The organism is Mucilaginibacter sp. P19 (genome assembly GCF_050632265.1).
GTDB classification, from domain to species: Bacteria; Bacteroidota; Bacteroidia; order Sphingobacteriales; family Sphingobacteriaceae; genus Mucilaginibacter; species Mucilaginibacter gossypii.
Window position 1 is genome coordinate 2,806,129 of record NZ_CP192586.1, and the last position, 23,794, is coordinate 2,829,922.

At 42.7% G+C, this 23,794-nt stretch carries 23 protein-coding genes and 4 pseudogenes; 14 read left to right on the top strand and 13 right to left on the bottom strand.

Annotated elements, in window-relative coordinates:
* The first annotated feature begins 74 nt into the window (after positions 1–74).
* The 5 genes from gpmA (at position 75) to ACQ86K_RS13565 (ending at position 3,731) form a co-directional block, all read left to right on the top strand.
* Positions 75–764 (top strand): 2,3-diphosphoglycerate-dependent phosphoglycerate mutase, encoded by a 690-nt coding sequence (gpmA, locus tag ACQ86K_RS13545; RefSeq protein ID WP_091164799.1) that lies wholly within the window; start codon positions 75–77, stop codon positions 762–764.
* Between the two features lie 89 nt (positions 765–853).
* Positions 854–1,105 (top strand): hypothetical protein, encoded by a 252-nt coding sequence (locus tag ACQ86K_RS13550; protein WP_431200542.1) that lies wholly within the window; start codon positions 854–856, stop codon positions 1,103–1,105.
* On the top strand, positions 1,062–1,337 hold the full coding sequence (locus tag ACQ86K_RS13555) for a hypothetical protein (RefSeq protein WP_431200543.1): 276 nt from the start codon (positions 1,062–1,064) through the stop codon (positions 1,335–1,337). Before ACQ86K_RS13550 ends, ACQ86K_RS13555 begins: the two co-directional genes overlap by 44 nt.
* 597 nt (positions 1,338–1,934) lie before the next feature.
* Positions 1,935–3,188, top strand: a complete 1,254-nt coding sequence (locus ACQ86K_RS13560; protein ID WP_431200544.1) for a hypothetical protein — start codon at positions 1,935–1,937, stop codon at positions 3,186–3,188.
* A gap of 180 nt (positions 3,189–3,368) precedes the next feature.
* Positions 3,369–3,731, top strand: coding sequence for a phosphoribosylpyrophosphate synthetase (locus ACQ86K_RS13565; protein WP_218134381.1), 363 nt, complete (start codon positions 3,369–3,371; stop codon positions 3,729–3,731).
* 147 nt (positions 3,732–3,878) lie between these two features.
* On the opposite strand, the gene ACQ86K_RS13570 is transcribed toward ACQ86K_RS13565, so the two are convergent.
* Positions 3,879–4,412 (bottom strand): hypothetical protein, encoded by a 534-nt coding sequence (locus tag ACQ86K_RS13570; RefSeq protein WP_431200545.1) that lies wholly within the window; start codon positions 4,410–4,412, stop codon positions 3,879–3,881.
* Between the two features lie 123 nt (positions 4,413–4,535).
* Here ACQ86K_RS13570 and ACQ86K_RS13575 point away from each other — a divergent pair.
* The 3 genes and pseudogenes from ACQ86K_RS13575 to guaB all read left to right on the top strand — a co-directional run bounded on the left by ACQ86K_RS13575 (position 4,536) and on the right by guaB (position 8,908).
* Positions 4,536–5,775: pseudogene (locus ACQ86K_RS13575) on the top strand (M16 family metallopeptidase).
* A 103-nt stretch (positions 5,776–5,878) separates the two neighbouring features.
* On the top strand, positions 5,879–7,156 hold the full coding sequence (locus ACQ86K_RS13580; RefSeq protein WP_091164785.1) for a M16 family metallopeptidase: 1,278 nt from the start codon (positions 5,879–5,881) through the stop codon (positions 7,154–7,156).
* Positions 7,157–7,434: 278 nt separating this feature from the next.
* A pseudogene (guaB, locus tag ACQ86K_RS13585) lies at positions 7,435–8,908 on the top strand (IMP dehydrogenase).
* Positions 8,909–8,985: 77 nt separating this feature from the next.
* Here guaB and ACQ86K_RS13590 read toward each other — a convergent pair.
* Positions 8,986–9,174, bottom strand: coding sequence for a hypothetical protein (locus ACQ86K_RS13590; protein WP_431200546.1), 189 nt, complete (start codon positions 9,172–9,174; stop codon positions 8,986–8,988).
* A 221-nt stretch (positions 9,175–9,395) separates the two neighbouring features.
* Positions 9,396–9,764, bottom strand: a complete 369-nt coding sequence (locus ACQ86K_RS13595; RefSeq protein ID WP_431200547.1) for a hypothetical protein — start codon at positions 9,762–9,764, stop codon at positions 9,396–9,398.
* A gap of 97 nt (positions 9,765–9,861) precedes the next feature.
* Between ACQ86K_RS13595 and ACQ86K_RS13600 the strand changes: the two are divergent.
* A pseudogene (locus ACQ86K_RS13600) lies at positions 9,862–10,445 on the top strand (TIGR00730 family Rossman fold protein).
* A 187-nt stretch (positions 10,446–10,632) separates the two neighbouring features.
* Positions 10,633–12,260: pseudogene (locus ACQ86K_RS13605) on the top strand (acyl-CoA carboxylase subunit beta).
* 121 nt (positions 12,261–12,381) lie between these two features.
* Here the strand turns inward: ACQ86K_RS13605 and ACQ86K_RS13610 are convergent.
* The 10 genes from ACQ86K_RS13610 to ACQ86K_RS13655 all read right to left on the bottom strand — a co-directional run bounded on the left by ACQ86K_RS13610 (position 12,382) and on the right by ACQ86K_RS13655 (position 19,709).
* Entirely contained in the window at positions 12,382–12,858 is a 477-nt protein-coding gene (locus ACQ86K_RS13610; protein ID WP_431200548.1) for a hypothetical protein, read from the bottom strand.
* Positions 12,839–13,126 carry a hypothetical protein gene (locus ACQ86K_RS13615; protein ID WP_431200549.1) on the bottom strand — a complete coding sequence of 96 codons (288 nt, stop codon included), beginning with the start codon at positions 13,124–13,126 and terminating at the stop codon, positions 12,839–12,841. The genes ACQ86K_RS13610 and ACQ86K_RS13615 overlap by 20 nt, the downstream gene beginning before the upstream one ends.
* Positions 13,127–13,142: 16 nt before the next feature.
* Positions 13,143–15,446, bottom strand: a complete 2,304-nt coding sequence (locus ACQ86K_RS13620) for a family 20 glycosylhydrolase (protein WP_091164770.1) — start codon at positions 15,444–15,446, stop codon at positions 13,143–13,145.
* Positions 15,447–15,767: 321 nt separating this feature from the next.
* Positions 15,768–16,724 carry a thioredoxin-disulfide reductase gene (trxB, locus tag ACQ86K_RS13625; protein ID WP_090526227.1) on the bottom strand — a complete coding sequence of 319 codons (957 nt, stop codon included), beginning with the start codon at positions 16,722–16,724 and terminating at the stop codon, positions 15,768–15,770.
* Between the two features lie 73 nt (positions 16,725–16,797).
* Positions 16,798–17,973, bottom strand: a complete 1,176-nt coding sequence (locus ACQ86K_RS13630; RefSeq protein WP_091164769.1) for a dipeptidase — start codon at positions 17,971–17,973, stop codon at positions 16,798–16,800.
* 26 nt (positions 17,974–17,999) lie between these two features.
* Complete coding sequence (locus tag ACQ86K_RS13635; RefSeq protein WP_431200550.1) at positions 18,000–18,167, bottom strand: hypothetical protein; 168 nt, start codon at positions 18,165–18,167, stop codon at positions 18,000–18,002.
* Positions 18,106–18,543 carry an aldo/keto reductase gene (locus ACQ86K_RS13640; RefSeq protein ID WP_431200551.1) on the bottom strand — a complete coding sequence of 146 codons (438 nt, stop codon included), beginning with the start codon at positions 18,541–18,543 and terminating at the stop codon, positions 18,106–18,108. Before ACQ86K_RS13640 ends, ACQ86K_RS13635 begins: the two co-directional genes overlap by 62 nt.
* Positions 18,509–18,997, bottom strand: coding sequence for an aldo/keto reductase (locus tag ACQ86K_RS13645; protein WP_431200552.1), 489 nt, complete (start codon positions 18,995–18,997; stop codon positions 18,509–18,511). The genes ACQ86K_RS13640 and ACQ86K_RS13645 overlap by 35 nt, the downstream gene beginning before the upstream one ends.
* 110 nt (positions 18,998–19,107) lie before the next feature.
* Positions 19,108–19,479 (bottom strand): hypothetical protein, encoded by a 372-nt coding sequence (locus ACQ86K_RS13650; RefSeq protein ID WP_431200553.1) that lies wholly within the window; start codon positions 19,477–19,479, stop codon positions 19,108–19,110.
* A 5-nt stretch (positions 19,480–19,484) separates the two neighbouring features.
* Positions 19,485–19,709, bottom strand: coding sequence for a CDP-alcohol phosphatidyltransferase family protein (locus tag ACQ86K_RS13655; protein WP_431200554.1), 225 nt, complete (start codon positions 19,707–19,709; stop codon positions 19,485–19,487).
* A 75-nt stretch (positions 19,710–19,784) separates the two neighbouring features.
* Between ACQ86K_RS13655 and ACQ86K_RS13660 the strand changes: the two genes are divergently transcribed.
* Genes ACQ86K_RS13660 through ACQ86K_RS13675 form a run of 4 tightly spaced genes read left to right on the top strand, consistent with a single transcriptional unit; the run spans position 19,785 to position 23,790 of the window.
* Complete coding sequence (locus ACQ86K_RS13660) at positions 19,785–21,284, top strand: BatA domain-containing protein (protein ID WP_431200555.1); 1,500 nt, start codon at positions 19,785–19,787, stop codon at positions 21,282–21,284.
* Positions 21,285–21,339: 55 nt separating this feature from the next.
* Entirely contained in the window at positions 21,340–21,831 is a 492-nt protein-coding gene (locus ACQ86K_RS13665) for a hypothetical protein (RefSeq protein ID WP_431200556.1), read from the top strand.
* Positions 21,832–21,863: 32 nt separating this feature from the next.
* The gene (locus ACQ86K_RS13670) at positions 21,864–23,114 is read left to right on the top strand and encodes a dihydroorotase (protein WP_091164761.1); all 1,251 of its coding nucleotides are present in this window, start codon (positions 21,864–21,866) and stop codon (positions 23,112–23,114) included.
* 7 nt (positions 23,115–23,121) lie between these two features.
* Positions 23,122–23,790 (top strand): hypothetical protein, encoded by a 669-nt coding sequence (locus ACQ86K_RS13675; protein ID WP_091164758.1) that lies wholly within the window; start codon positions 23,122–23,124, stop codon positions 23,788–23,790.
* Positions 23,791–23,794: the final 4 nt, after the last annotated feature.

Consider the following 23,794-nt stretch of genomic DNA (forward strand, 5'->3'; position numbering starts at 1 on the left):
CAAGCTAATTGATTTATAAATATTAAGCAAGTTTTTCACAACCCTTAACCTACTTTTGCGTTAACTAAGTACCTATGCAAAAATTAGTACTAATACGCCACGGTGAGAGTATCTGGAACCAGGAAAACAGATTTACAGGCTGGGAAGATGTCGACCTGTCAGACAAAGGTTACGAACAGGCTCATCGCGCCGGAAAAATCCTTAATAAGAATGGCTATAATTTTGATATTGGCTTTACATCCTATTTAAAGCGATCAATCAAAACATTGCATTACATACTGGAGGAGCTCGACCACCTATGGATCCCCGTTGAAAAATCATGGCGGTTGAACGAACGCTTTTATGGTGCCTTACAAGGGTTAAATAAAGACGAAACCATTGCCCGGTACGGCGAAGAGCAGGTATTAAAATGGCGGCGCGACCCCAATGAACACCCGCCTGCTATAACCAAAGATGATGCGCGCTACCCGGGGCATGATCTTAGGTACAAAGATCTGACCGAGCGTGAGCTCCCGCTGACCGAAAACCTGAGCGAAACTATGGACAGGGTATTGCCTTTCTGGAACGAAAGAATTGTCAGGGCCTTGCGCCGCAATCAAAAGGTCATTGTAGTGGCACATGGTAACAGCCTGCGTTCGCTTATAAAATATATAGATAATTTAAATGATGAGGAAGTGACTGCGTTGGAAATCCCTACCGCCACCCCCTGGGTTTATGAACTTGATGGGGATTTAAACAGGATCAGGCATTATTACCTTGAATAATTTACCCTCCGGATCTTCATTTCTCTTTTTTATGTAGCACAATTGTTTATCTTGTAAGCCATAAACCAATTAATCCCTAATTAAGACGAATGAAAAAATCCGACATTTATGAAGTCGCCATTAAAGTACTGGGCATATACCTGCTGGTGGCCGATATCTCTAAACTTCCCGGCCTGATCACCTTTATCAGTAACCATGCGGGTTCCTCTCTCGAACAGCAGCCTGCCGATCAGGGAAACCTTTTGCTGGTAAATGGTTTAAACTTTATTTTCCTGATCGTATTAGCGGTGTTGTTAATTGCCGGTACAAAAAATCACCCGCTGGATCACCAACGAAAGTGACTATCAGGAAAACGCGAAACTTTTTGCAGAGCGCAAAGTCATCTACGAGATATCCCTGGTAATAATAGGAGGGTTATTGTTGGTTGGCACCATACCCGATTTTTTATACCACTTGTATACGCTTGCCAATGTTAATGAACAAAGCAGTGTAATATCGGCAGGGGCGAAAATATTTATCGGCATACTAACCGTAGCTTTTGCCAAAAGGATAGGAGCTTATTTTGCCAGGTAAAAGTTGAACAAATTTAATGTATTAAAAGAGCGACCTTTTTTGGACGCTTTTTTTATTTTCGAGCCATATGTTAGCCGTTCCACTTCTGAAAATGGAACACTTATATAAATGTAAGAAGCTTCAATAGGTTTACTTAACAATAAGTTAATGAAATAGCAATGATTACGAATTAACCTTTGTACGGTTTTACCGTATAATTTAACATTATTAACTTATACATTAAAACCTGAAAAATCATTATGCTAAAACTTACTAATCTACGTATGTGGGTATTGGCTGCTGCCGCTACAGGCATGTTGGCAAGCTGTCAAAAAAACGGCCAGATGCCTGCATTGAAAGCTGCCGACCAAACTGCAACCAGTACAAAAACAATTAAAACCTTAGCTGTATCCTTAACACAGGGTTTTGAAGTTGGCGCAACCAGTCCCAAAACTGCTTATGATGTATCGCCAACCGGTTCATCGAGCGGCGACAATGTTACCCTGTCTGGCAATTCATGGAATATGTATGATGCCCTGATCGGCAATCTCTCTGCCGACCAAAAAGCGGGCTCATGGAGTGCCCGGATCCGCAACACCGGTAAAATTACTATGCTGTTTGACGTTACCACGGGCATCAGCACGGTTACCATCAAAAGCGCTACCTACGGCGGCGATACTCCAAGCACATGGGGATTGTTTTATTCTGTTAACGGAGGTCTCGTCCTGGACACAATCCGGTTCGGCAATTACTACTACCACAACTCTTACTATATCAACTTTTACTGTTACACAAACCGGTAATGTACGTTTAGAGATCCGTAAATTATCTGGCGGCACCAACCGTATCAATATTGATGATATCACCGTTAATGATAACGGCGGCGGCGGTACAGGCGGGGGTACTGTACTTACAGGCAAAAAATTCCTGTTTGATGCAAGTCACCTTGAAAACGCGGGCAGTGCCGACTGGCAAATAGATGCCGATGGCACTGAACAGGTTGCTATTTACACAGGCGGAACCACTACCGAAACCAAAGCACAACGCGTTCCTACTCCTTCATACACAGGTATCACTTCATCTACTACCGAAACTTATTGGAAAGGCGCTCTTTCAGCATGGGCGGTAGAATTGGTAAAACGCGGCGAACTGGTTGAATCGTTACCTGTAGGTACTGCAATCACTTATGGTGGTGGTGGAGCCCAGGATTTGAGCAATTACGATGTATTTGTTGTTTGCGAACCTAACCGCTTATTTACTGCCGCCGAGAAAACTGCTTTGATGAACTTTGTAGCTAATGGTGGTGGTTTATTCATGATAGCAGACCATACCGCGGCCACAACTGCTGGTACTGATGCTAATGGCTACAATCCTTCAGACCGCGATGGTGATGGTTATGATTCGCCAAGGGTTTGGAATGACTTGATGACCAACAATGGCATCAATAACAACAACCCTTTCGGCTTTTTTGTAAATTATGTTGATATCAACGAAAGCCCGTCAACCAACGTTTATACCGGTTCCAATGCCGATGCGCAAAAAGTGCTGAATGGTGCGGCAGGTACTGCTTCAAAAATGGCTTTCTACGATGGTTCTACAGCAACCTTGTTCCCGGCCAACAACTCAACCGTACAGGGCTTATTCTGGCGTAACAGCGCTACCAATGGTGGCAATGCCAACGCTATGGCATTATTGGCAACCTATGGAAGCGGCCGTGTTGTTTGGATCGGCGACAGCTCGGACGCCGATGACGGCACAGGTGATACAGGCGATAACCTGTTTAATGGTTGGTCGGGTGATGCTCCGTCAGGATATACCTCGCATTCGTCATTTCATTTAAATGCTTCATTCTGGCTGGCCAAAGCTCAGTAAGCATAGAATAACCTTTCCCCGAACGGGAGAATTTTCATTTGTTAGCTTAAGTCCGGTTGCCCGTGGCAGCCGGACTTTTTATTACCCCGCTTCAAACAAGTTAGTTGCTTTTGCAGTTATATATTATATGAAGGTGATCAATGAACTCATCTTCTGTTTTACCTATACAAAAACATCACCATGAAAAATTATGAAACCTTAGTGGATGCCACTAATGACCTCATGAAGAGGGGATATACGGCCAACCTTAGCCTTGATGGCGATACTATTGATGATAAAGAAAAAGATATCAGGATGACTGCCGATGATTTTGAGATTGATGAGTTTTATCGCTTTGAAGGTCCAAGTAATCCATCGGATATGTCGATAGTATACGCTGTATCATCATCAAAATATAACTTAAAAGGAGTGCTGGTAAATGCTTATGGTACTTATGCCGATGATAGCTCATCCGCGTTAGCTGCCAAATTGCATCATGGCCAGGTGAGTCATAACCTGCACGGCGACGACAGGCCAACGGCGTATGTAAGTCGAAAGCCTTGAGTCAAAAATCTTAAGTTAAAAGTCGGTGACAAATATTTCTGTAGGGACAGCGGGATATTTGTTGGCGGCTTTTAGCTTTTAATACAATAGCAGACTTTAGAAGTCTTCCCTTCGGTGATTAGAGAGGCTTAGGTCTCAGTTCCTTCATCATTTTTTTCCTGCCGACTGGATAGCCGCGGTACCATTACGCATTAAAAATTCAAGCTGGGCCGGTAGCTCATCGGCCACCCAGGGGTAACGGTGCCGCAAATTAAACAAAGCCCAACCAGCAAATACTTTCACCGCTATTTTAACTTTTGGATCTATCATCCAGCCAAAAAGCTGCTCAACCGCTGGTTCAAGATCGATGCTGTTCAGTTTTTGTTTTACCGGCGATTGTTCTTTTTCCTCGGTGGCGTACATCAATATTTTAGCATAATGCCTTTGGCAGCCTGGATTGGTAACCTGTGGTAGCCGTTCAATCAAATATTCAAGATTATTGGTAAAAACCTCAGGGTCTTTTAAAAACATGTTTTCCAGGAGCCACGCCGCACGGAACCCGAGGGGTTTATCAGCATGAAAGGTAATCTCTATCAGGTCGCGCAAATCAAACTGTTGTTCAGTCAAAATACGGCTTAATTCAAGCACTTTGAGTTTGCCTATGGTATTCGCTATTTTTTGGGTAAGTTCGTCGCGGGTCATTGGTAGCCTAAAAGTAAAAAAATACCGGTGCCTAACCTAAAACACTTGTTCATTTTTGGCATTCACTTTCAATGTCATCAAAAGTTATACATTTGCTATCCGTATTAAAAATTTAAGAGATACATGGTTAAATTCAACCGATTCACACTTGACAATGGCCTTAGGGTTATTGTGCATGAAGATAATACAACGCCAATGGCGGTGCTTAACATTTTATATGATGTTGGTGCACGCGATGAAGATTCCGAACAAACCGGCTTTGCCCATTTGTTTGAGCACCTCATGTTTGGCGGATCAGTCAATATCCCTGTTTATGACGAACCACTGCAAAGGGTAGGAGGTGAAAATAATGCCTTTACCAGCAACGATATCACCAACTATTATATCACTCTGCCATCGGCTAACCTGGAAACCGCATTTTGGTTGGAGAGTGACCGGATGCTGAGCCTTGCTTTTAGCGAAAAAAGCCTTGAGGTGCAGCGTAACGTAGTTATAGAAGAGTTTAAACAGCGGTACTTAAATCAGCCTTACGGAGATGTTTGGTTAAAGCTTCGTCCGTTGGTTTACAAAAAACACCCTTATCGTTGGGCGACTATCGGCAAAACCATCAAACATATCGAGGATGCACAAATCGAAGACGTAAAAGCGTTCTTCAAAAAACATTATAACCCACAAAACGCCATTATGGTAGTAGGGGGTAACGTAACAACTGAACAGGTAAAAGAGCTCTCCGAAAAATGGTTTGCTCCGATCCCGGCCGGCGAAAGATATCACCGCAGCCTTCCCCAGGAACCTGAACAGCAGGAAGCCCGCCGCGAAACGGTTACCGCCAAAGTACCACTCAATGATGTGTATATCGCTTTTCAGATGGGGGCCCGCACAGATCAAGATTACTATGTGGTAGAGCTGCTTTCGGATATTCTTTCGCGCGGCAATCTCGTCACGGTTATATAAATCGCTGATTAAGGAAAAACAGATTTTTAGCGAGGTGCATGCCTATATTACCGGCAGTTTGGATAAAGGCATGTTTGTGTTAGAAGGCAAACCGCTCGATGGCATCAGCATTGAACAGGCGGAGACTGCATTATGGGAGGAACTGGAAAAAATAAAAGCTGAGGAAATCCCGGCAGATGAACTTACTAAAGTTCAGAACAAAACCGAGTCAACCATGATTTTTTCCGAAATGTCGCTATTGGATAAGGCCATGAACCTGGCCTCATTTGAATTGCTGGGTGATGCTGACCTGATCAACCATGAAACAGCAAAATATCTTGCTGTAAACGCTGCCCAGGTAAAAGCACAAGCCAATAAACTGTTCAGAAAAGATAATTCATCAACACTTATTTATTTGGCTGAGAAATAAAAGAAACCATGATTAAAAGGATTTTAGGATTGCCTTGATGTATGGACACCGTTTGAATCAGGAAATCTTTAAATCACACAAATCAAGGTCAAACAATATACATATGATCAACAGAAAATTAGCCCCCGAATTCAGGGCTATCGATAATATTAATCTGATTAGGCCAGAGCACAAGAAACTAAGCAATGGCTGCAACATTTTTTGCTTTAACTCCGGCGACCAGGAGCTTGTGCGCATTGAGTGGGTCTTTGGTAACCTGAGCTTTGATCCGGCGAAACCATTGCTTAACATGGCCGTAAACTCCATGCTTACTGATGGCACTACAACTTTAACTGCTGCACAGATTGCCGACAAAATTGACTTTTACGGCGCCTTTTTACAGGTTGACTATGGATACGAAAACTCGCAGGTAACACTGTATAGCTTAAATAAACACCTGCACCATACTTTACCGGTTATTGCCGATATCCTGAATAATTCCATTTTTCCGGAGAAGGAACTGGAAACCTTTAAGCGCAACCAACAACAAAAATTGCAGGTTAGTCTGCAAAAAAATGATGTGGTGGCCCGCAGAGCATTTAACAGGGCTGTTTATGGAACTACCATTTTTGGATATGCTGCTGAGATGACCGACTATCAAACCCTGCAGCATGATGATATGCTGGCACATTACAAAAAAATGTACCAGCCTTCCAATTGCACTATCGTTATAGCGGGTAAGATTGAGCCGGAAATGCTAACATTGCTTACCGATACATTTGATAAAGATTGGGAAAACAGCCCAATCCCGGCGGTTACAATTCAGCCCGATATTAAAGCCGCCGCCGACCTGTTTTATTTTACAGAGAAACCGGAAGCTTTGCAATCGGCTATCCGGATAGGTACGCCTATCATCAACCGTTCGCATGAAGACTTCCAGGCGTTACAGGTTTTAAATACAGTATTCGGTGGTTATTTTGGATCGCGGTTAATGGCTAATATCCGCGAGGATAAGGGGTATACCTATGGTATAGGATCGGGGCTGGCGTCATTTAAGCAGGGCGGATCATTCTTTATAGCGACAGAGGTTGGTGCAGATGTTTGTAAGTCGGCGGTTGCCGAGATTGAAAAAGAAATGAACCTGTTGAAAACCGAACTGGTACCGGAAGAGGAACTTTCCCTGGTGCGCAATTACATGTTAGGCTCATTATTAGGAAGTTTGGAAAATGTATTTTCGCATGCTGATAAGTTCAAAACCATCTATTTTGCAGGTTTGGATTACGATTATTATGACAGGTATACGGTGACCGTAAAAAACATAACTTCAGATAAGCTGATCCAACTGGCTAATACTTATTTCAACTTCGATCAGTTTTATAAAGTGATTGTAGGGAAATATTAATTTTTGATTTCGGAATTGGGATGTTCGATTTCGGATTACTTTGATTCGGAAATTCGCTTTTTGATTTGTTTAACGGCGAATCAGAAAGCGAGACTCCCAAATTCTTGAATGGATTTGAGTAGTAAAAATAAAATAAATCCGAAATCGAACATTCAAAATGCCAATCCCGAATTATCATCTTAAGGCAATTTTAAATAAATAGAAAAGCGAAATTCCGAATTCCGAAATATTTTATTACCTTTGCCCGGCAAATAATAACTCCAAAATAATTATTTGCTATGCAGTTAGACCCATCAAAATTTGTTGCCGAAGGATTAACTTACGACGACGTTTTACTACTCCCGGCTTATTCAGAAGTTTTACCACGCGAAGTGAATACCGGCACTTACTTAACTAAAAGCATCCGGTTAAACATTCCTATTATCTCGGCCGCCATGGATACGGTTACCGAGGCTGAGCTGGCTATAGCCATTGCGCAGGCAGGTGGTATAGGTATGTTACACAAAAACATGACCATACAGGCACAGGCCGACGAGGTACGCAAGGTTAAACGCTCAGAAAGCGGTATGATCCAAGACCCGGTAACTTTACTGGAAGACGCCCTGCTTGCAGATGCTTTCCAGATCATGAGGGAATTTAGCATTGGTGGTATCCCGGTTATCGATGCAGATCATAATCTGAAAGGCATTATCACCAATCGTGATCTTCGCTTCCAAAAAGATATGAGCGTTCCCGTGAGCGAAGTAATGACCAAAACCAACCTGATCACCGCACCTGCAGGTACCACCCTTGTGGATGCTGCTAACATACTGCAAAGCAATAAAATTGAGAAACTACCGGTTGTGAATAAAGATGGGAAACTGGTGGGCCTCATTACTTATAAAGATATTCAGAAAGTTAAAAACTTCCCGAACGCTTGTAAAGACAGAATACGGTCGTTTACGTGTTGGTGCAGCCGTTGGTGTAGCCGCCGATAACATTGACCGGGTAACCGCCCTGGTTAATGCCGGTGTTGACGTAATTACGGTTGATACAGCTCATGGCCATTCAAAAGGAGTTATTGATATGGTTAAGGCAGTTAAAAAACTCTATCCTAACCTGCAGGTAATTGCCGGTAACATTGCAACGGGCGATGCTGCTATCGCACTGGCTGATGCCGGGGCTGATGCGGTTAAAGTAGGTATTGGCCCAGGCTCGATTTGTACAACCCGTATCATTGCAGGTGTGGGTGTACCACAGTTATACGCGGTATATGAGTGCGCCAAGGCACTTGAAGGCCGTGGCGTTCCGGTAATTGCCGATGGCGGTATTAAACAAACCGGAGATATCGTTAAAGCTATTGCCGCCGGTGCAAGCTCAATCATGGCAGGTTCATTATTTGCAGGTGTTGAAGAGTCGCCCGGCGAAACTATTATCTATGAAGGCCGTAAATTTAAATCATACCGTGGTATGGGTTCGGTTGAGGCGATGGCCAAAGGCTCAAAAGACCGCTATTTTCAGGATGAAACCGATGTGGTTACAAAACTGGTACCGGAAGGAATTGTTGGTCGGGTGCCGTTTAAAGGCAGCATGGCCGAAGTGATTTTCCAGTACATCGGTGGTTTACGTGCCGGCATGCACTATTGCGGTGCTGCCAATATCGAAGACCTCCAACGTGCCAAATTTGTGAGGATCACCGCTGCTGGTATGCGCGAAAGTCATCCGCATGATATTACTATCACTAAAGAAGCGCCTAACTATACAAGCAGGTAATTCTTAATATAAACTGCATAAAATAAGGCGGCTGAAAGATCCTCTATCTTTCAGCCGCTTTTGTTTTTGATAATAACCTATTGGCCGGTCACTGATGATGATTTTGAAATTAAACCGTTCGCGGTGATGATCTTTAACGCCTGTTCGTAATTGAACCCCACTTTAACAAGTGCATCAAAATAATCTTTATTTAATTTAGCTATTTCGGCTATTTTGCCGGGCTGCTTAAAGTAAGCGAGTTGAGCGTCAAGCACTGATTTTGCCATCGATGCGTACATCGGTCCCATAGAATTCATCGCGTTTTGCATGTCATTAGAGGGGCTTCCATTAAATAGTCCTGTTGAGGCTGTATCCGTGGCTACAGGTGGTGGCGGAAGCAATACAACATCGGTTACCTTGACATGCTTGGTTGCAGCAGCTTGCTCAGTTAAACTAACATTATAAAAATTAAAATAGTTAATTCCCGACCTGCTTAACCCGGCATGCTCTATGATGTCAATGGATTTTGCAGCAGAAGGTATTTTTTAAAATATACCTTAAACTCAAGCTTATCACCAGCCTTTTTTAATACATTTTTATTGGGTACCATGGCTATGTTTTCCGACTTAACATACTCATAATGTGCGTTGCTTAAATCAGTTTGAATAAAGATCTCTTTATTGAGCTGTAGCCACGCATTATCCTGGTAGGCATAGTTTTCAAAGGTCACAATAGTATACTGACTATTGGTTTCTATTTTTTTGATGATTGTTGATTGATCGTCTTTTTGCTCAACATTAGGAGTTGTGATGTTTTGTGCGAATGCCTGCACTGCAACAATAAAAAACGTGATAATGGTTAAGATAGGTTTTTTCATGTGATAATTTTTCTAAATATATAAATATTGGATTACATACAATCAACAGGTAACAAAACCTTAATAGGCCATTGAACAAATTTTGCTATCATTGAGCATGAAATCTATCTGTGTATTCTGCGGTGCCAATTTCAATGGCGATCCTGCATTAAAACAAGCCATCGAATTATTGGCAGAGGTTATGGTAAGCCGTAACATTACACTTGTGTTTGGCGGCGGTAAAGTTGGCGTTATGGGTTTGATGGCCGATGCTGTGTTAAGCAGGGGAGGTAAAGCTATCGGTATAATCCCGCAGTTTTTGATGGATAAAGAAGTAGGACATACAGGTTTAACCGAGTTGCACATTGTAGAAAATATGCATCAGCGTAAACAAATGATGAACGATCTTAGTGAAGGCATCATTACGCTTCCGGGCGGATGGGGCACTCTTGAGGAGTTTTTGAGGTGCTAACCTGGCTGCAGTTGGGTTTGCATAACCATCCTATCGGCTTGCTCAACGTCAACGGCTTTTACGATCTGTTACTTAAACAAATGGATGTAATGGTTGAACAACGTTTTCTGAAGCCAACCAATCGCGAACTGATTCTTACCTCAGGCGATCCGATAGAGCTGGTAAACCTGATGGATAATTTCAACGCCAAACCAGATGATGTATGGTTTAAGGATAGAAACCTTACGTAAGTCTTAAGTCTGGAGTTCTGAGTCAAAGTCTTGATGTGTAGAAAGATTTAGTTGGCTGATTAAACGACCTGATGCGAACTTTTTACGGCAAACTGGTAAGGTTGCACCTCTTTGAAACAAAACCGTTTGCAATTTCCTTTTTTAGATAGGAAATTTTCTAAATTACCTGTCCTATCTAAAACCAATTATGAATATCGAATTCAATAAAAATGAAGATATTAATAAGCAGCTTGTTTATGAGCTAAACACCCGGCTTAACAAAGTACATCAGGGCGGTGGTGAAAAAGCCGCAGCCAAACAAAAAGAAAAAGGAAAAATGCTGGCCCGCGAGCGGGTGGCTTACCTCATTGATAAAGATAAACCATGGCTGGAGATCGGCGCTTTTGTGGCCGACGGCATGTATACTGAACATGGCGGCTGCCCATCCGGAGGAGTTATCTGCGGTATCGGATATATATCCGGTAGGCAATGTGTTGTTGTGGCTAATGACGCCACGGTAAAAGCAGGGGCCTGGTTCCCGATAACAGCAAAAAAGAACCTCCGTGCCCAGGAAATAGCCATCGAAAACAAGTTACCTATCATTTACCTCGTCGATTCGGCAGGAGTTTATCTGCCTTTGCAGGACGAGATCTTTCCGGATAAAGAACACTTTGGCCGCATTTTTCGCAATAATGCTATCATGAGCAGTATGGGAATTATCCAGATCGCCGCCATTATGGGTTCATGCGTGGCAGGAGGTGCATATTTGCCTATCATGAGCGATGAGGCCATGATCGTGGAAGGCACGGGTTCAGTTTTCCTGGCGGGGTCATATCTGGTAAAATCGGCCATTGGCGAGGATGTGGATAATGAAACACTTGGCGGTGCCACTACTCATTGCGAAATTTCAGGCGTTACCGATTATAAACAGCCTAATGATCAAGCCGCTCTTGATTCCATCCGCAATATCATGAGTATGACGGGCGATTATACCAAAGCCGGTTTCGACAGGATCCAGCCCTCAGCTCCAAAACTCAGTGAAAAAGAAATTTATGGAATACTGCCCGATAACCGGGAAAAAGCCTATGATATGAAGGAGATTCTTCTCCGTTTGTTGGATAACTCAGAATTTGAACCCTATAAAGATGGCTACGGACAATCTATCATTTGCAGCTTAGGCCGTATTGACGGATGGGCCGTAGGGATTGTAGCTAATCAGCGCAAGGTGATCAAATCAAAAAAAGGCGAAATGCAGTTTGGTGGGGTAATCTATTCCGATTCGGCAGATAAGGCTACCCGTTTTATCATGAATTGTAATCAAAAGAAAATTCCGCTGGTGTTTTTACAGGATGTTACCGGTTTTATGGTAGGCAGCCGGTCGGAGCAAGGGGAATAATCAAAGACGGAGCAAAAATGGTGAACGCAGTAGCAAATTCCGTTGTACCTAAATTCACCATAGTTGTAGGTAATAGCTACGGAGCAGGAAACTATGCCATGTGTGGCAAAGCCTACGATCCACGATTGATCTACGCCTGGCCGTCGGCCAAAATTGCGGTAATGGGCGGCGGACAAGCAGCCAAAACCTTGTTGCAGATCCAGGAAGCAAGTCTCAAAGCTAAAGGCGAAGAGATAGATGCTGCAAAAGAAGCCGAATTGTTGAAACAGATAACAGATAAATATAATTCTCAAACAACTCCATATTATGCCGCTGCCCGGCTTTGGGTGGACGGGATCATCGATCCGCTTGAAACCCGTAAAGTAATATCAATGGGGATTGAAGCCGCTAATCACGCACCAATAGAAAAGGCTTTTAATGTAGGGGTGATACAGACGTGATTTTAGTGATTAGAGGCTGGAGGTTAGAGATTAGTAAAAAGCGCCATGATGAACTGCTCATCACGGCGCTTTTAATGTTTTGACTTGTTTCGCCTTGCGCTCGTTTGTAACGCAAACTAAATTATCCTCTATGTCTTTTATGTTTTTTCTTAGACGATTTTGAAGAAGAAGATGAGCTTTGTTTATCCGAAGATTTTTTCTCATCAGTTTTAGCAGGCTGATTGTCCGGTTGCTTTACATCTGTCGAATCTTTGCTCAACTGCTTAACGGTAAATTCATTACCCCGTAAACCATACTCCAATTGGCGTTTTGCTCCTGATGGTTTGGCATCTTTGCCGGTTCCGTTAAATATCGAGAACTCCCGCATCAGCTTACCTTCCTTAATATAGAAATTATCATTACCACGGTAACCTTTGCGCTGCGAGCTGGTCAGCTTCGGAAAATCCAGCTTATTGGCCTTACTATTATTGTCGTTAAACTCAAAGGCGTAAATTGACGTGTAATTGGTTGTATCTTTCGATTTAGCCTGTATCAGGATTTCAGGATTGCCATCCACATCCATATCCGAATTGTAAACGTCAATAATAGCCCCATCCAAATCGCCGGTTGTCGTAGTGTATTTTATAGCCGACGAGATCTGAATGTAATATCATGAACGAACCGGCCTCTTCGGCGCCGCGCCCCCAGCTCAAAATGTCATAGCTTTGGCCCGGAGACACCTCTATCAGTTTGTGAAACCTGAAAGGCGCCATCAATTCCGGCTTTTTAGGTGCCGTAGGAGCGGCAGGCTTTTTTGTTTCCTGCCCGCCGCATCCAGCCATTAATGCACTTATCGCAAGCGCAAAAAGGTAAAACCTGTTAGTCATATTTTTTGGGTTCAACTTAGTTGTATAATGTATCTGGTGTTAGCTCGGCTTTTGCTTTACCAGGCGCAGTAATAAACACTTTTAACGATACAGGGCCAACTCCCTGGTCAAAATATTTTACCGTTACCTTATGGTAGCCTTTTAATAACGGCGCAGCTCCCATTTGTTCATTCATGGTGTGTTTTCCATCATTATCAACTACCGGTTGGTCATCAATTAACAAAACCGAACCACCTGCAGATGACGTTGCAAAGCCATAAACGCCATCGGTTTCAATATTAATAAATCCTGTATAAATCACACCATATTTACCTTTATTTTTTCGCAGATCAGTCGTATTAAAGGTTTTGGTTACGCCGCTGTCGGCAGGCATAACGCCAAGTTGGTTTGTACTGCTGTAAAGACCAGGAAAAACCTGATACTTTAGTCCCGATGCTGTACCTGTATAAGTAACGGCTGCCATTGGCGCTTTATTATAAACCAATGTACGGGTAACATTGCTCCGTTTGCCCGAAGGAGTGATCACAATAGTCTGTAGTTCGCGATATTGATCGGCGGGTATATCCAAATTAAGTGGGGTAGTATAAATCAAGTCTGTTTCGCGTGGGGTATAACCGTCAATAGTATAATGAACTTTTGCACCTTCAACAGATGGTTTCAATACAGCATTTAACTTGCTTCCTATCATCACTGTATCTTTTGCACCTATAGCTGTTGGCACGTGGTAATCAAAACCATTTTTATCCAGCCATGCCAAATGACCAGGTAAGCGTGTATCAGCAAAATCAACATAATTTTTATTAGCCAATGGCGACCAGGCAATTTCTGATAATGCAAGCAACCTCGGCAGCAGCATAAATTCCACTTTGGCATCTGTGGCCACATATTCCGTCCACAAATTGGCCTGCACACCTTTAATGTATTTTTGCTCATCAGGCGTTAATACAGCAGGAGTGGGGTTATAGCTGTAGATTTTTGAAAGCGGTTCGTTGCCACCGATGCTTAAAGGTTCCTGGCTTGGCCTACCCTGGCCATGGTCAATGTATAAACCGTTGCTTCCTGGCGTCATGATCACATCGTGTTTTTGCTGCGCTGCTGCTGTTCCGCCTTCCTCGCCGCGCCAGCTCATAACGGTAGCATTAGGAGCAAGGCCGCCTTCTAAGATCTCGTCCCAGCCAATGATGCTGCGACCTTTTGAGTTTAAAAACTTTTCAATGCGTTGTATAAAATAGCTTTGCAGTGCGTGCTCGTCTTTCAGTTTCAATTTTTTAATTAGCTGCTGGCAAAATGGCGAGCTTTTCCATGCATCTTTCGGGGCTTCGTCACCGCCAATGTGGATGTATTTACTCGGGAAAAGCGCCATCACTTCTGTTAAAACGTCCTGTAAAAAGGCAAAGGTATTTTCATTAGGGCAGTAAATATCGTTAAATACGCCCCACGTTTCGGCAGGTTGATACGTTTTTGACGGGTCACAGCTTAACTTGGGATAAGCAGCAAGCGCAGCTTTAGAGTGCCCCGGCATTTCAATTTCAGGCACTATGGTAACAAACCTGTCTGATGCATACTTTACTACCTGGCGTATTTGATCTTGTGTATAAAAGCCGCCGTACGGTGTCCCATCAAATTGTTGTGGCGTACGGTCGTGATAACCACCTATAAGCGTTTGTGCACGCATACTGCTTATTTGGGTAAGCTTAGGGTATTTCTTTATTTCAATCCGCCAGCCCTGATCTTCAGTAAGGTGCCAGTGAAAGGTATTCAGTTTATAAGCGGCCAAGAGGTCGATATATTTCTTAACCATTTCCACCCCAAAAAAGTGGCGACCAACATCAAGCATCGCGCCCCTATAACCAAAGCGTGGGTAATCTTCAATTTGCACGGCAGGCAGCTTTATGGTAGCCGAATGCTCTACGGGCATTAGCTGGAGCAGTGTTTGCACTCCATAAAAAAGCCCGGCTCCTTTACCTGCAACAATCACTTGTTGCGGAGTAATAGTTAAACGGTAACCTTCGGCAGGTAAACCATCAGTACCGGCAGCAGTAAGGGTTATAACGTTGTTGCTTTTGCTGCCTTTTACAACAATTGGTTTGTTGTATGCCTGGTTATTGGCAAGATAATCTTCAAAAAATACTACTGCTTTGTTTGAGGGCGTATCCGCCTGGATCGTGGTTTCCTGGCTCAAAATAAATTGACCGGAAGCTTTTTTCAATGAAACAGGTGCGGGGATAATGCCCAGGTTTGGATCAGCATCCTGCGCATTTGCAGTGGAGGTGTACACTGCAAGCACGGCGAGCAGTACTAAAGAAACCTTTTTATACATAATTTATCTAACAGGTTAGTGTGAGCCCGTAAGATAAAACTTTTTTAAAAAATTTAAAAAGTTTTAATATGTAAAAATCTTAGTTCAGTAAGTATTTGTCTGAACTCGAATTTATGGAATGAAACGAATTAACAGGATGCTAAGCAAATTCAAAAGAATCTTATTGTTTGCTAATTCGGGTTAGACCACGGTGTGCAGTGTAAACCGAAAAATCTCCCCAAACCCCGGTTCAGAAATGAAAAAAGCGATAGGGGATACCTGTCGCTTTTTATGATCGTAAGAAACCATCTAATCTCTTACCTCCAATCTCTAATCGCTTGATTAAGCTGTCACCACATGCTCTTTGGCAGCCAGGTAGCGCTCAGCATCGATAGCGGCCATACAGCCGGTACCGGCTGCTGTTACAGCCTGGCGATAAATATGGTCTTGTGCATCGCCGGCGCAAAATACACCCTCAACGTTGGTTTCAGTTGAACCGGGACGGGTGATGATATAACCGGTTTCATCCATATGTAACCAGCCTTTAAAAATATCGGTATTAGGGTGGTGACCAATTGCTACAAAGAATCCTGTAACATCAAGATCGGTTTCGGCGTTGGTTTGGTTATTGATCACTTTAACACCGGTAACACTTTGACCATCGCCTAAAATTTCTTTGGTTTCGGTATTATACAATATTTCAATGTTTGGTGTGTTCAGCACGCGGTGAACCATCGCTTTTGAAGCACGGAACTCGTCCCTGCGAACGATCATATATACCTTGCGGGCCAATTTGGCTAAGTAGGTAGCTTCTTCGGCTGCAGTATCACCGGCACCAACAATAGCTACGTCCTGGCCTTTAAAAAAGAAACCATCGCAAACGGCACAGGCAGAAACGCCAAAGCCGCTGTATTTTTGTTCAGACTCTAAACCAAGCCATTTGGCCGAAGCTCCGGTTGAAATAATCACGGTATCTGCTGTGATAGTTTTCACATCATCAACTACAACTTTATGTGGCAGGCTTGAAAAATCAACAGAACTAACATATCCGAAACGGATTTCGGTACCCAGGCGCTCAGCCTGTTTGCGGAAATCCTCCATCAGTTCAGGGCCCATAATGCCTTGCGGATAGCCTGGGAAATTTTCAACTTCGGTAGTTTGTGTAAGCTGGCCGCCTGCCAGTAAACCGGTATACATAACTGGCTTAAGATCAGCGCGGGAAGCATATATAGCTGCAGTATAACCTGCAGGACCTGACCCTATGATCAGGCATTTTACGTGTTCAGTTTCTTGAGACATTTTATTATAAATGAGTTGCGAATTTACGATTTTAAGCGCATAAGGCAAAGCGCATATCGTCAACAAAGTGACATCATTTACCTGTATTTGCGGCAAGCACCCGCATTACATTTCCACCTAATATTTTATCAATATCTTTTTGGCTGTAGCCTAATTTCAATAGTTCTCCGGTTATTTTTGGATAATCAGCAACGCTATCCAAACCAAGAGGGTATGATTCGGCTCCATCAAAATCCGACCCGATACCCACATAATCAACACCTATCAGCTTTACTATATAATCAATATGCTTAATTAGCAATTCAAGCGGTGGTCTGAGCTTGTCAGATTCAACTTTATACATGGCATTTATCCTGATATTGGCCAGATCGACGTCATGATAAACTTTGGTCAATGAATCGAGCTCTGTTTTATGCAGCGCCAAAAACTTAAGCACTTTGGGTGTATAGGTACTGTCTACAAAGCCACTATAAAAATTAATGCATACCACACCGCCGTTTTTTGCCAGCGCCTTTAGTTGGTCATCCTTTAAGTTGCGGCGAAATGGATCGATACTATAAGCACAGCTATGTGAAGCGATAACAGGCTTTGTGGTTGTTGCCAGCACATCATAAAAAGTACGCTCACCCACATGCGATACGTCAACCATAACACCAAGCTCATTCAGGTGCTTTACTATTTGTTTGCCATAATCGGTAAGTCCTAAATGCTTCAAACTATCCTTTTTAGTAACCTCGTCACGTGCCGAAGTTGCCCATGAAGTGCTGTTATTCCAGGTGAGGGTAAGATAGCGCATCCCTCGTTTAGCCAGACTGTCAATGTAATCCATCCTGTCTTCGATCATATGCCCGCCTTCAACACCAATCAATGCTGCCAGCTTTTTACCGGCCACAGCTTTTTTAAGTTCTTTGGTATTGCGCACTAAAGCTATTTTATCAGGATTACGTTTGATGAGCGCGTACAACGAATCTATCTCCCGGTTTGCAAAAGCAAAGGCAGCCCCTTTACCGTAACTTTCACCACACCAGATAGAAAAGATCTGTGCGTCAAGTCCGCCTTCTTTAGCGCGGACTAAATCAAAATTCCCTTCGCTCTGACGTTTGCCTAAATCAGCGCCGGTGATCAACTCGTTTGAAATAACATCGTTATGCGTATCAATTAAAATAGCTTTTTGATGGATCTGCTGGGCATTTTGAGCAGATAATCTTAATGCCAACATTAAAGGGAAGAGTAGCAACGATTTTTTCATAATGGAATATAGGAAAATCCTTGATCTTAATCTACAATCACCAAATCACTTAACTGGTTATTGATAAACTCCATTTCTTCTCCATTGATATGAATATTTATTGCTTTTGCATTTTCAACTGATTGTTCGGCATTACGGGCGCCAACCAGCGCTACGGTTATGCCTGGATGATTGATTGTCCAGCGGATAACCAATTGCCCTAAAGTTGCACCTTTTTCTGTCGGCCAATGGTTTTATTTTGGCAAGGAACGCATTGGTACGCTCAATGTTTTGATCTTTAAAATATTTAACGCCTGCACGATGATCGCCTTCGCCGAAATTTTGGCCGGGTTTCATTTTACCGGTCAATAAACCACGCTCAAGGGGACTATAAGCTAATATTGCTTTCCTGTTTTCGATGCAATAAGGGATTAACTCATCTTCAATAGCGCGGTTTACCATGCTAAACGGAACCTGGTTTGCCGCCAGCTTAATGGTTTTGGCAGCGATTTGCATTTGACTCAAATTATAATTACAAACACCTGCTTCGCGAATTTTACCCTGTTCTTGCAGACGTAAAATGGCCTCCATAGTTCTCGTCAATAGGCGTAGTTTTGTCCGACCAATGAATTTGGTACAGGTCGATATAATCGGTACCGAGACGTTTGAGACTATTTTCACACTCGGCTATAATGCTGTCTTTACCGGCATATCGATACACATCAATATCCTTTCCGCTGTTGTCTTTACTTTTGAAAAAGAACTCACCTTTTACAAGGTCCCAGCGCAAGCCATATTTAGTCAGGATCTGTACCTTATCCCGGGGTAGGCCTTTAATGGCCAGGCCCACCAGCTCTTCGCTTTTACCTTGTCCATAAACCGGGGCTGTATCAATTGATGTTATTCCAAGGTCGTAAGCCGCACGCATGGCATCAATAGCTTCCTGATCGTCATTGCCACCCCACATCCAGCCGCCTGCAGCCCATGCTCCAAAAGTTATTGCCGATACGCTTAGTTTACTTTCGCCTAATCTTCTGTATTCCATTTTTTAAGTAGATTGATGTATGCACCAAATATATTTATTTATACATGATTTGAAAGGGAAGACCGATATTAAGATAGTTAAAGAGACAAGGCCATATTGTTTTCTTGCAATTAGCCATTGAAAAGTTTATGGCGCGTTATCTCTTTGCCATTCCTTATCAAAAAAGCATGGTAAATAGTTGGGATGTCGTTTGTCCACTCTTTTATAATAAGTAGCATGCCTATTATTTCTATACGGGTAGCTATTCCCAGATAAAAACAAATATTAAATAGAATTACAGAAGAGCAACTTACTGTAACCTGAATCATAGTTGCGAGCAGTACAAGTGTCCAAAACTTTGAAGATATGGCGTGTGTGGCCACCTCTTTACCAAACCGGATATAGCTTATGGCATAACATCCTGCTTCCATGGCAACCAGCAAGCTTATCTTTAGCAGATTGTCTTTAAAAAACTGTGGACAGGTGATATAACATCCTGCCACAATACTCAACCAAAAAATTGATCGACACCTGAATCAAGCCGTCTGAGCATGGGGCTTGAAACGTTCAGCCGTCGGGCAATGATTCCATCAAAAATATCTGATAGTAAGCCGAGTATCATTAATATTATAATGATGTTTCGGAAATACAGGCATTGTATTAAGCTTAATGCAATAATTATGATACCAAATAAAACTCGCGATAAAATTAATAACAGGGGGATTTTTTTCATGTTCCGGTACTGCAAGATAACAGAAATTCAATTTAATTACCACATTTGTAAATAGCACAACCATCTATATAAAATATGTATTTTTTATATCCTGCTTTTTTATTCGCGTTGTTAAGTCTGGCCATCCCGGTTGTGATCCACCTATTTAATTTTCGTAAATACAAAAAGGTATATTTCAGTAATGTACAGTTTCTGAAAGAGGTGCAGGAACGGCAGGCCTCGCGTCGCAATTTGAAGGAGCGATTGATATTGGCGGCGCGTTTACTCACTTTGTTATTTCTGATACTGGCATTTGCCCGACCTTATATCCCCGGCGCGCAAAATGCTAATGCTGGTAAACAACAGGTGATAAGCGTTTTTGTGGATAATTCTTACTCCATGGAAACCCTTAACCGCGAGGGGTCGTTACTTGATGAAGCTAAACGCCGTGCTAAGGAAATTGCTTCGGCTTATAACATTAACGATCGCTTTCAATTACTTACGCAAGATTTTGAAGGTAAACATCAAAGACTGTTGAGCCGTGATGAATTTAATGATGCAGTTGATGCGGTTAAAGTAAGTTCACAAAGCAGGAGCTTACAACAGGTTATCAGCAGACAGGAAAACCTATTGCAAAATCAACCGGGAGCTGCTAGGTCGGTGTTTATTATTTCTGATTTTCAAAAAAACAGAAATGATAAACCAGTGAAAGTCGATAGTAATATTACCGTTAACCTTGTTCAGCTTAAAGCCGGAAACCTTCCAAATGTTGCTGTTGATTCGGTTTGGTTACTTAGTGCGGTACATCGCCCGGGTGAAAGTGAAAAACTGGTTGTACGCCTACATAATTACGCTACAGAAAAAGAAGAAAAGATTCCCCTCAAAATATTAATTAACGGTGAGCAAAAGGCGCTCGGTAGCTTCAGTATCAATGCCCGCCAGGTTCAAAATGATACCTTATCATTTTCGGGCTTAAAACCTGGATGGCAGAGCGGTGAAATTAAGTTGCAGGACAATCCGGTCACATTTGACAACCAGTTTTATTTTAGTTTTAATGTAAAGCAGCAAATGCCGGTTCTGCTGATAGATGGAGGCGCTCCAAATCCATATCTGAAAGCTGTTTTTGCATCTGACGCTTTCTTTGCTGCATCCCGTGTAACCGATGGTAACGTTGATTACACTGCACTTAATAGCTACCCTATAGTAATTATCAGCGACATTAAAACCATAGCTACCGGACTGGCACAGCAGTTGAGAACGTACGTGACAAAAGGAGGGACGCTGGTTGTATTTCCGTCGGCCGATGCCGATCTGGCTAATTATAAGTCATTTTTATTAGCCTTAAATACCGGATATCCTGAAAAGCTAATAACCCAGGATGTAAAAGTAGCTTCCCTTAACAGGCAGAGCCCTGTTTTTAAGAACGTGTTTGAAAGCTTTCCTCAAAACCCCGATTTACCATCCGTTAAAAAATACTATCAACTGAGTAAAAGCGGTGCTAAGCAGGAAAGCCTGATGAAGCTTGCTACCGGCGAAGCTTTTTGGGGGGTACTGGAGCGGAAGAGGAAATGTTTATGTATGTGCCGTGCCCCTTAACGAGGATTTTAGTAACCTGCAAAGGCATGCACTGTTTGTACCCATACTTTTTAGGATGGCATTATTAAGCGGGCATGACCAACCCTTATTTTACACCCTTGGCACCGACGAAAATTTTGAGGTACCACCTGTACAAACCACTGAAAAGCAATTGCTCAAACTCATCAAAGGCAATCAAAGCATTATCCCGGATGCAAGGCAGCGGGAGGGAAGTGCGTTGTTATATGTTTCTGACCAATTGAATGAACCCGGAATTTATTCGCTCCGGAAACAGGACAGCACGCTGGCGACGCTTGCAGTTAACGACGACCGTGCCGAATCTGACATGAGTTATTTTTCGGCAGCCGACCTGGAAAAATTGATACCAAATGCAAAGCCCTTATTAATAGCGGGAAACGGCTCATTAAAAAGTGTTGTTGCCGAATCAAATTTTGGCACACAATTATGGAAACTTTGTATAATTTTGGCGCTGATCTTCCTGCTTGCAGAAATATTGTTAATCAGATTTTATAAGCCTGATCAACAAGGTGTTATTCAGGCGGGATAGGTCCATACAAATCCACACATAAAGCAGTGCTAATGAATTTGCTTATCAAATCAGCCACTATTCTTGATCCCGGATCATCCTTTCATCAACAAGTTGCCGATATTTTAATTGAAAATGGTGTTATTACCCGCATAGCCGACGATATTGATGCCGATACCGAACTGTTTGATGCCGAAGGCAAATATGTTTCGCCCGGCTTTTTCGATCTTAACTGTAACGTAGGCGAGTTGGGCCTTGAAACCAAGGAAGACCTTCGCTCAGGTACAATGGCCGCGGCGGCAGGAGGTTTTACCGGCATAGCACTAATGCCCAATACCCAGCCGCCGGTGCATTCCAAGTCGGAAGTTGAATACCTGCTAAACCGCTCAAAAGGTAACCTGGTTAATGTTTATCCTCTGGGTACCATATCCCAGAAGCGTGAAGGGAAAGATCTTGCAGAAATGTACGATATGTACCAAAGCGGCGCAAAGGCTTTTACCGATGGCAGTCGCCCGGTACAGGATGCCGGTTTAATGGAAAGAGCTTTACTGTACGCACAGGGCTTTGATGCACTGGTTTTCTCTTATCCGGAAGATATAGCAATAGCAGGTAAAGCAAAAGTTAACGAAGGCGAGATCAGCACGCTGCTGGGTATGAAAGGCATCCCATCACTGGCCGAAGAACTGATGGTTGCCCGCGATCTTTATCTTGCGGAATACACAGTATCACGCATTCATTTTACAACTATATCAACAGCGCGTTCGGTCGAGTTGATCCGTGAAGCTAAGCGTAAAGGTATTGAGGTTACCTGCGATGTTGCTGCACATCATTTAGTTTTAACCGATGAATCCCTTTTGGGCTTCGATAGCTTATATAAAGTTAAACCGCCGTTGCGCACTGCCGATGATGTATCCGCACTGGTAACAGGCTTAAAAGACGGCACTATTGATGCTATTGTATCGCAGCATACCCCACACGAAATTGAATTTAAAGATGTGGAATTTGAAGTTGCCGAGTATGGTATTATCGGTTTACAAACAGCCTTCGCCCTGGCTTTAAAAGCGGGTTTACCGGTTGAACTTATAGTTGAAAAACTTGCTGTTAATCCCCGCGAGATACTTGGTGTTGAACTGCCGGTTATCGCTGAAGATGAAAAGGCAAACCTCGTGGTTTTTGACACCGATGCCGAATGGGAATACACTGCGGCTAACAACAAATCTAAATCTGCAAACTCGCCTTATATCGGGCAACGTTTAAAAGGTAAAGTATTGTTAACTTACAACAATAAACAAATCTTTAAATAACATACCTATGATCGATCCAAAAATAGAAACCGCCTTTATAGCAGCGCTTGAGGCTTTTTCAAAATACAACAGCTTTGATGCAACCCAGTTAACCGACGAGTTTGGCGACGTATTTGCATCTGACGAAGATTTTTTATCTAAAGTAGATGAGCTTGATGCGGTTTTTGATGAAAACCCACAAGTAGAAGAACTTCGTGAAATCTTCTTCGACTTGCTGATGATCAACTTCTTTAGCGCAGACGTTAAAAAACTGGAAGAAGATTATCTTGATACACCGGAGTGGGAAAGCATTGAAGAAGAAACACTCGACCGTGGTACTGAACTTCTTAATCTTTTACTATATCTAAACGAGTGTGAAGACGAAGATATTGAACCGGAACTTGAAGACTACCTGAAGGAGTTTTTATTGGTTGATGAAGATGAGTTCCAAGATGAATATCGCATTTATGAGCCGGTTATTGCCAATCAAATCCTGATTGAAAGCCCGGCATCTGAGATCAGTAAAGTAGCAACAACGCTTCCTGAGGATTCAGAGCTTAAAGAACTGTTTTACCCAATGATGTGCTTTTTCCAAAATATCGATCCATCTGATGAGGAGAAAAAGGAGATTGCCGATAATGCCATCAACAAGGAATTTGATATGGCTGTTTTAGAAATTTTAGTTAGTTTTCAATAACCCT

Excerpts from the sequence above, each read along its gene's own strand:
- gpmA (WP_091164799.1), top strand. The coding sequence starts at position 75 with ATGCAAAAATTAGTACTAATACGCCACGGTGAGAGTATCTGGAACCAG.
- ACQ86K_RS13550 (WP_431200542.1), top strand. The coding sequence starts at position 854 with ATGAAAAAATCCGACATTTATGAAGTCGCCATTAAAGTACTGGGCATA.
- ACQ86K_RS13565 (WP_218134381.1), top strand. The coding sequence starts at position 3,369 with ATGAAAAATTATGAAACCTTAGTGGATGCCACTAATGACCTCATGAAG.
- ACQ86K_RS13570 (WP_431200545.1), bottom strand. The coding sequence starts at position 4,412 with ATGACCCGCGACGAACTTACCCAAAAAATAGCGAATACCATAGGCAAA.
- ACQ86K_RS13580 (WP_091164785.1), top strand. The coding sequence starts at position 5,879 with ATGATCAACAGAAAATTAGCCCCCGAATTCAGGGCTATCGATAATATT.
- ACQ86K_RS13590 (WP_431200546.1), bottom strand. The coding sequence starts at position 9,174 with ATGGCAAAATCAGTGCTTGACGCTCAACTCGCTTACTTTAAGCAGCCC.
- ACQ86K_RS13595 (WP_431200547.1), bottom strand. The coding sequence starts at position 9,764 with ATGAAAAAACCTATCTTAACCATTATCACGTTTTTTATTGTTGCAGTG.
- ACQ86K_RS13615 (WP_431200549.1), bottom strand. The coding sequence starts at position 13,126 with ATGACTAACAGGTTTTACCTTTTTGCGCTTGCGATAAGTGCATTAATG.
- ACQ86K_RS13620 (WP_091164770.1), bottom strand. The coding sequence starts at position 15,446 with ATGTATAAAAAGGTTTCTTTAGTACTGCTCGCCGTGCTTGCAGTGTAC.
- trxB (WP_090526227.1), bottom strand. The coding sequence starts at position 16,724 with ATGTCTCAAGAAACTGAACACGTAAAATGCCTGATCATAGGGTCAGGT.
- ACQ86K_RS13630 (WP_091164769.1), bottom strand. The coding sequence starts at position 17,973 with ATGAAAAAATCGTTGCTACTCTTCCCTTTAATGTTGGCATTAAGATTA.
- ACQ86K_RS13640 (WP_431200551.1), bottom strand. The coding sequence starts at position 18,543 with ATGGAGGCCATTTTACGTCTGCAAGAACAGGGTAAAATTCGCGAAGCA.
- ACQ86K_RS13645 (WP_431200552.1), bottom strand. The coding sequence starts at position 18,997 with ATGGAATACAGAAGATTAGGCGAAAGTAAACTAAGCGTATCGGCAATA.
- ACQ86K_RS13655 (WP_431200554.1), bottom strand. The coding sequence starts at position 19,709 with ATGAAAAAAATCCCCCTGTTATTAATTTTATCGCGAGTTTTATTTGGT.
- ACQ86K_RS13660 (WP_431200555.1), top strand. The coding sequence starts at position 19,785 with ATGTATTTTTTATATCCTGCTTTTTTATTCGCGTTGTTAAGTCTGGCC.
- ACQ86K_RS13665 (WP_431200556.1), top strand. The coding sequence starts at position 21,340 with ATGGCATTATTAAGCGGGCATGACCAACCCTTATTTTACACCCTTGGC.
- ACQ86K_RS13670 (WP_091164761.1), top strand. The coding sequence starts at position 21,864 with ATGAATTTGCTTATCAAATCAGCCACTATTCTTGATCCCGGATCATCC.
- ACQ86K_RS13675 (WP_091164758.1), top strand. The coding sequence starts at position 23,122 with ATGATCGATCCAAAAATAGAAACCGCCTTTATAGCAGCGCTTGAGGCT.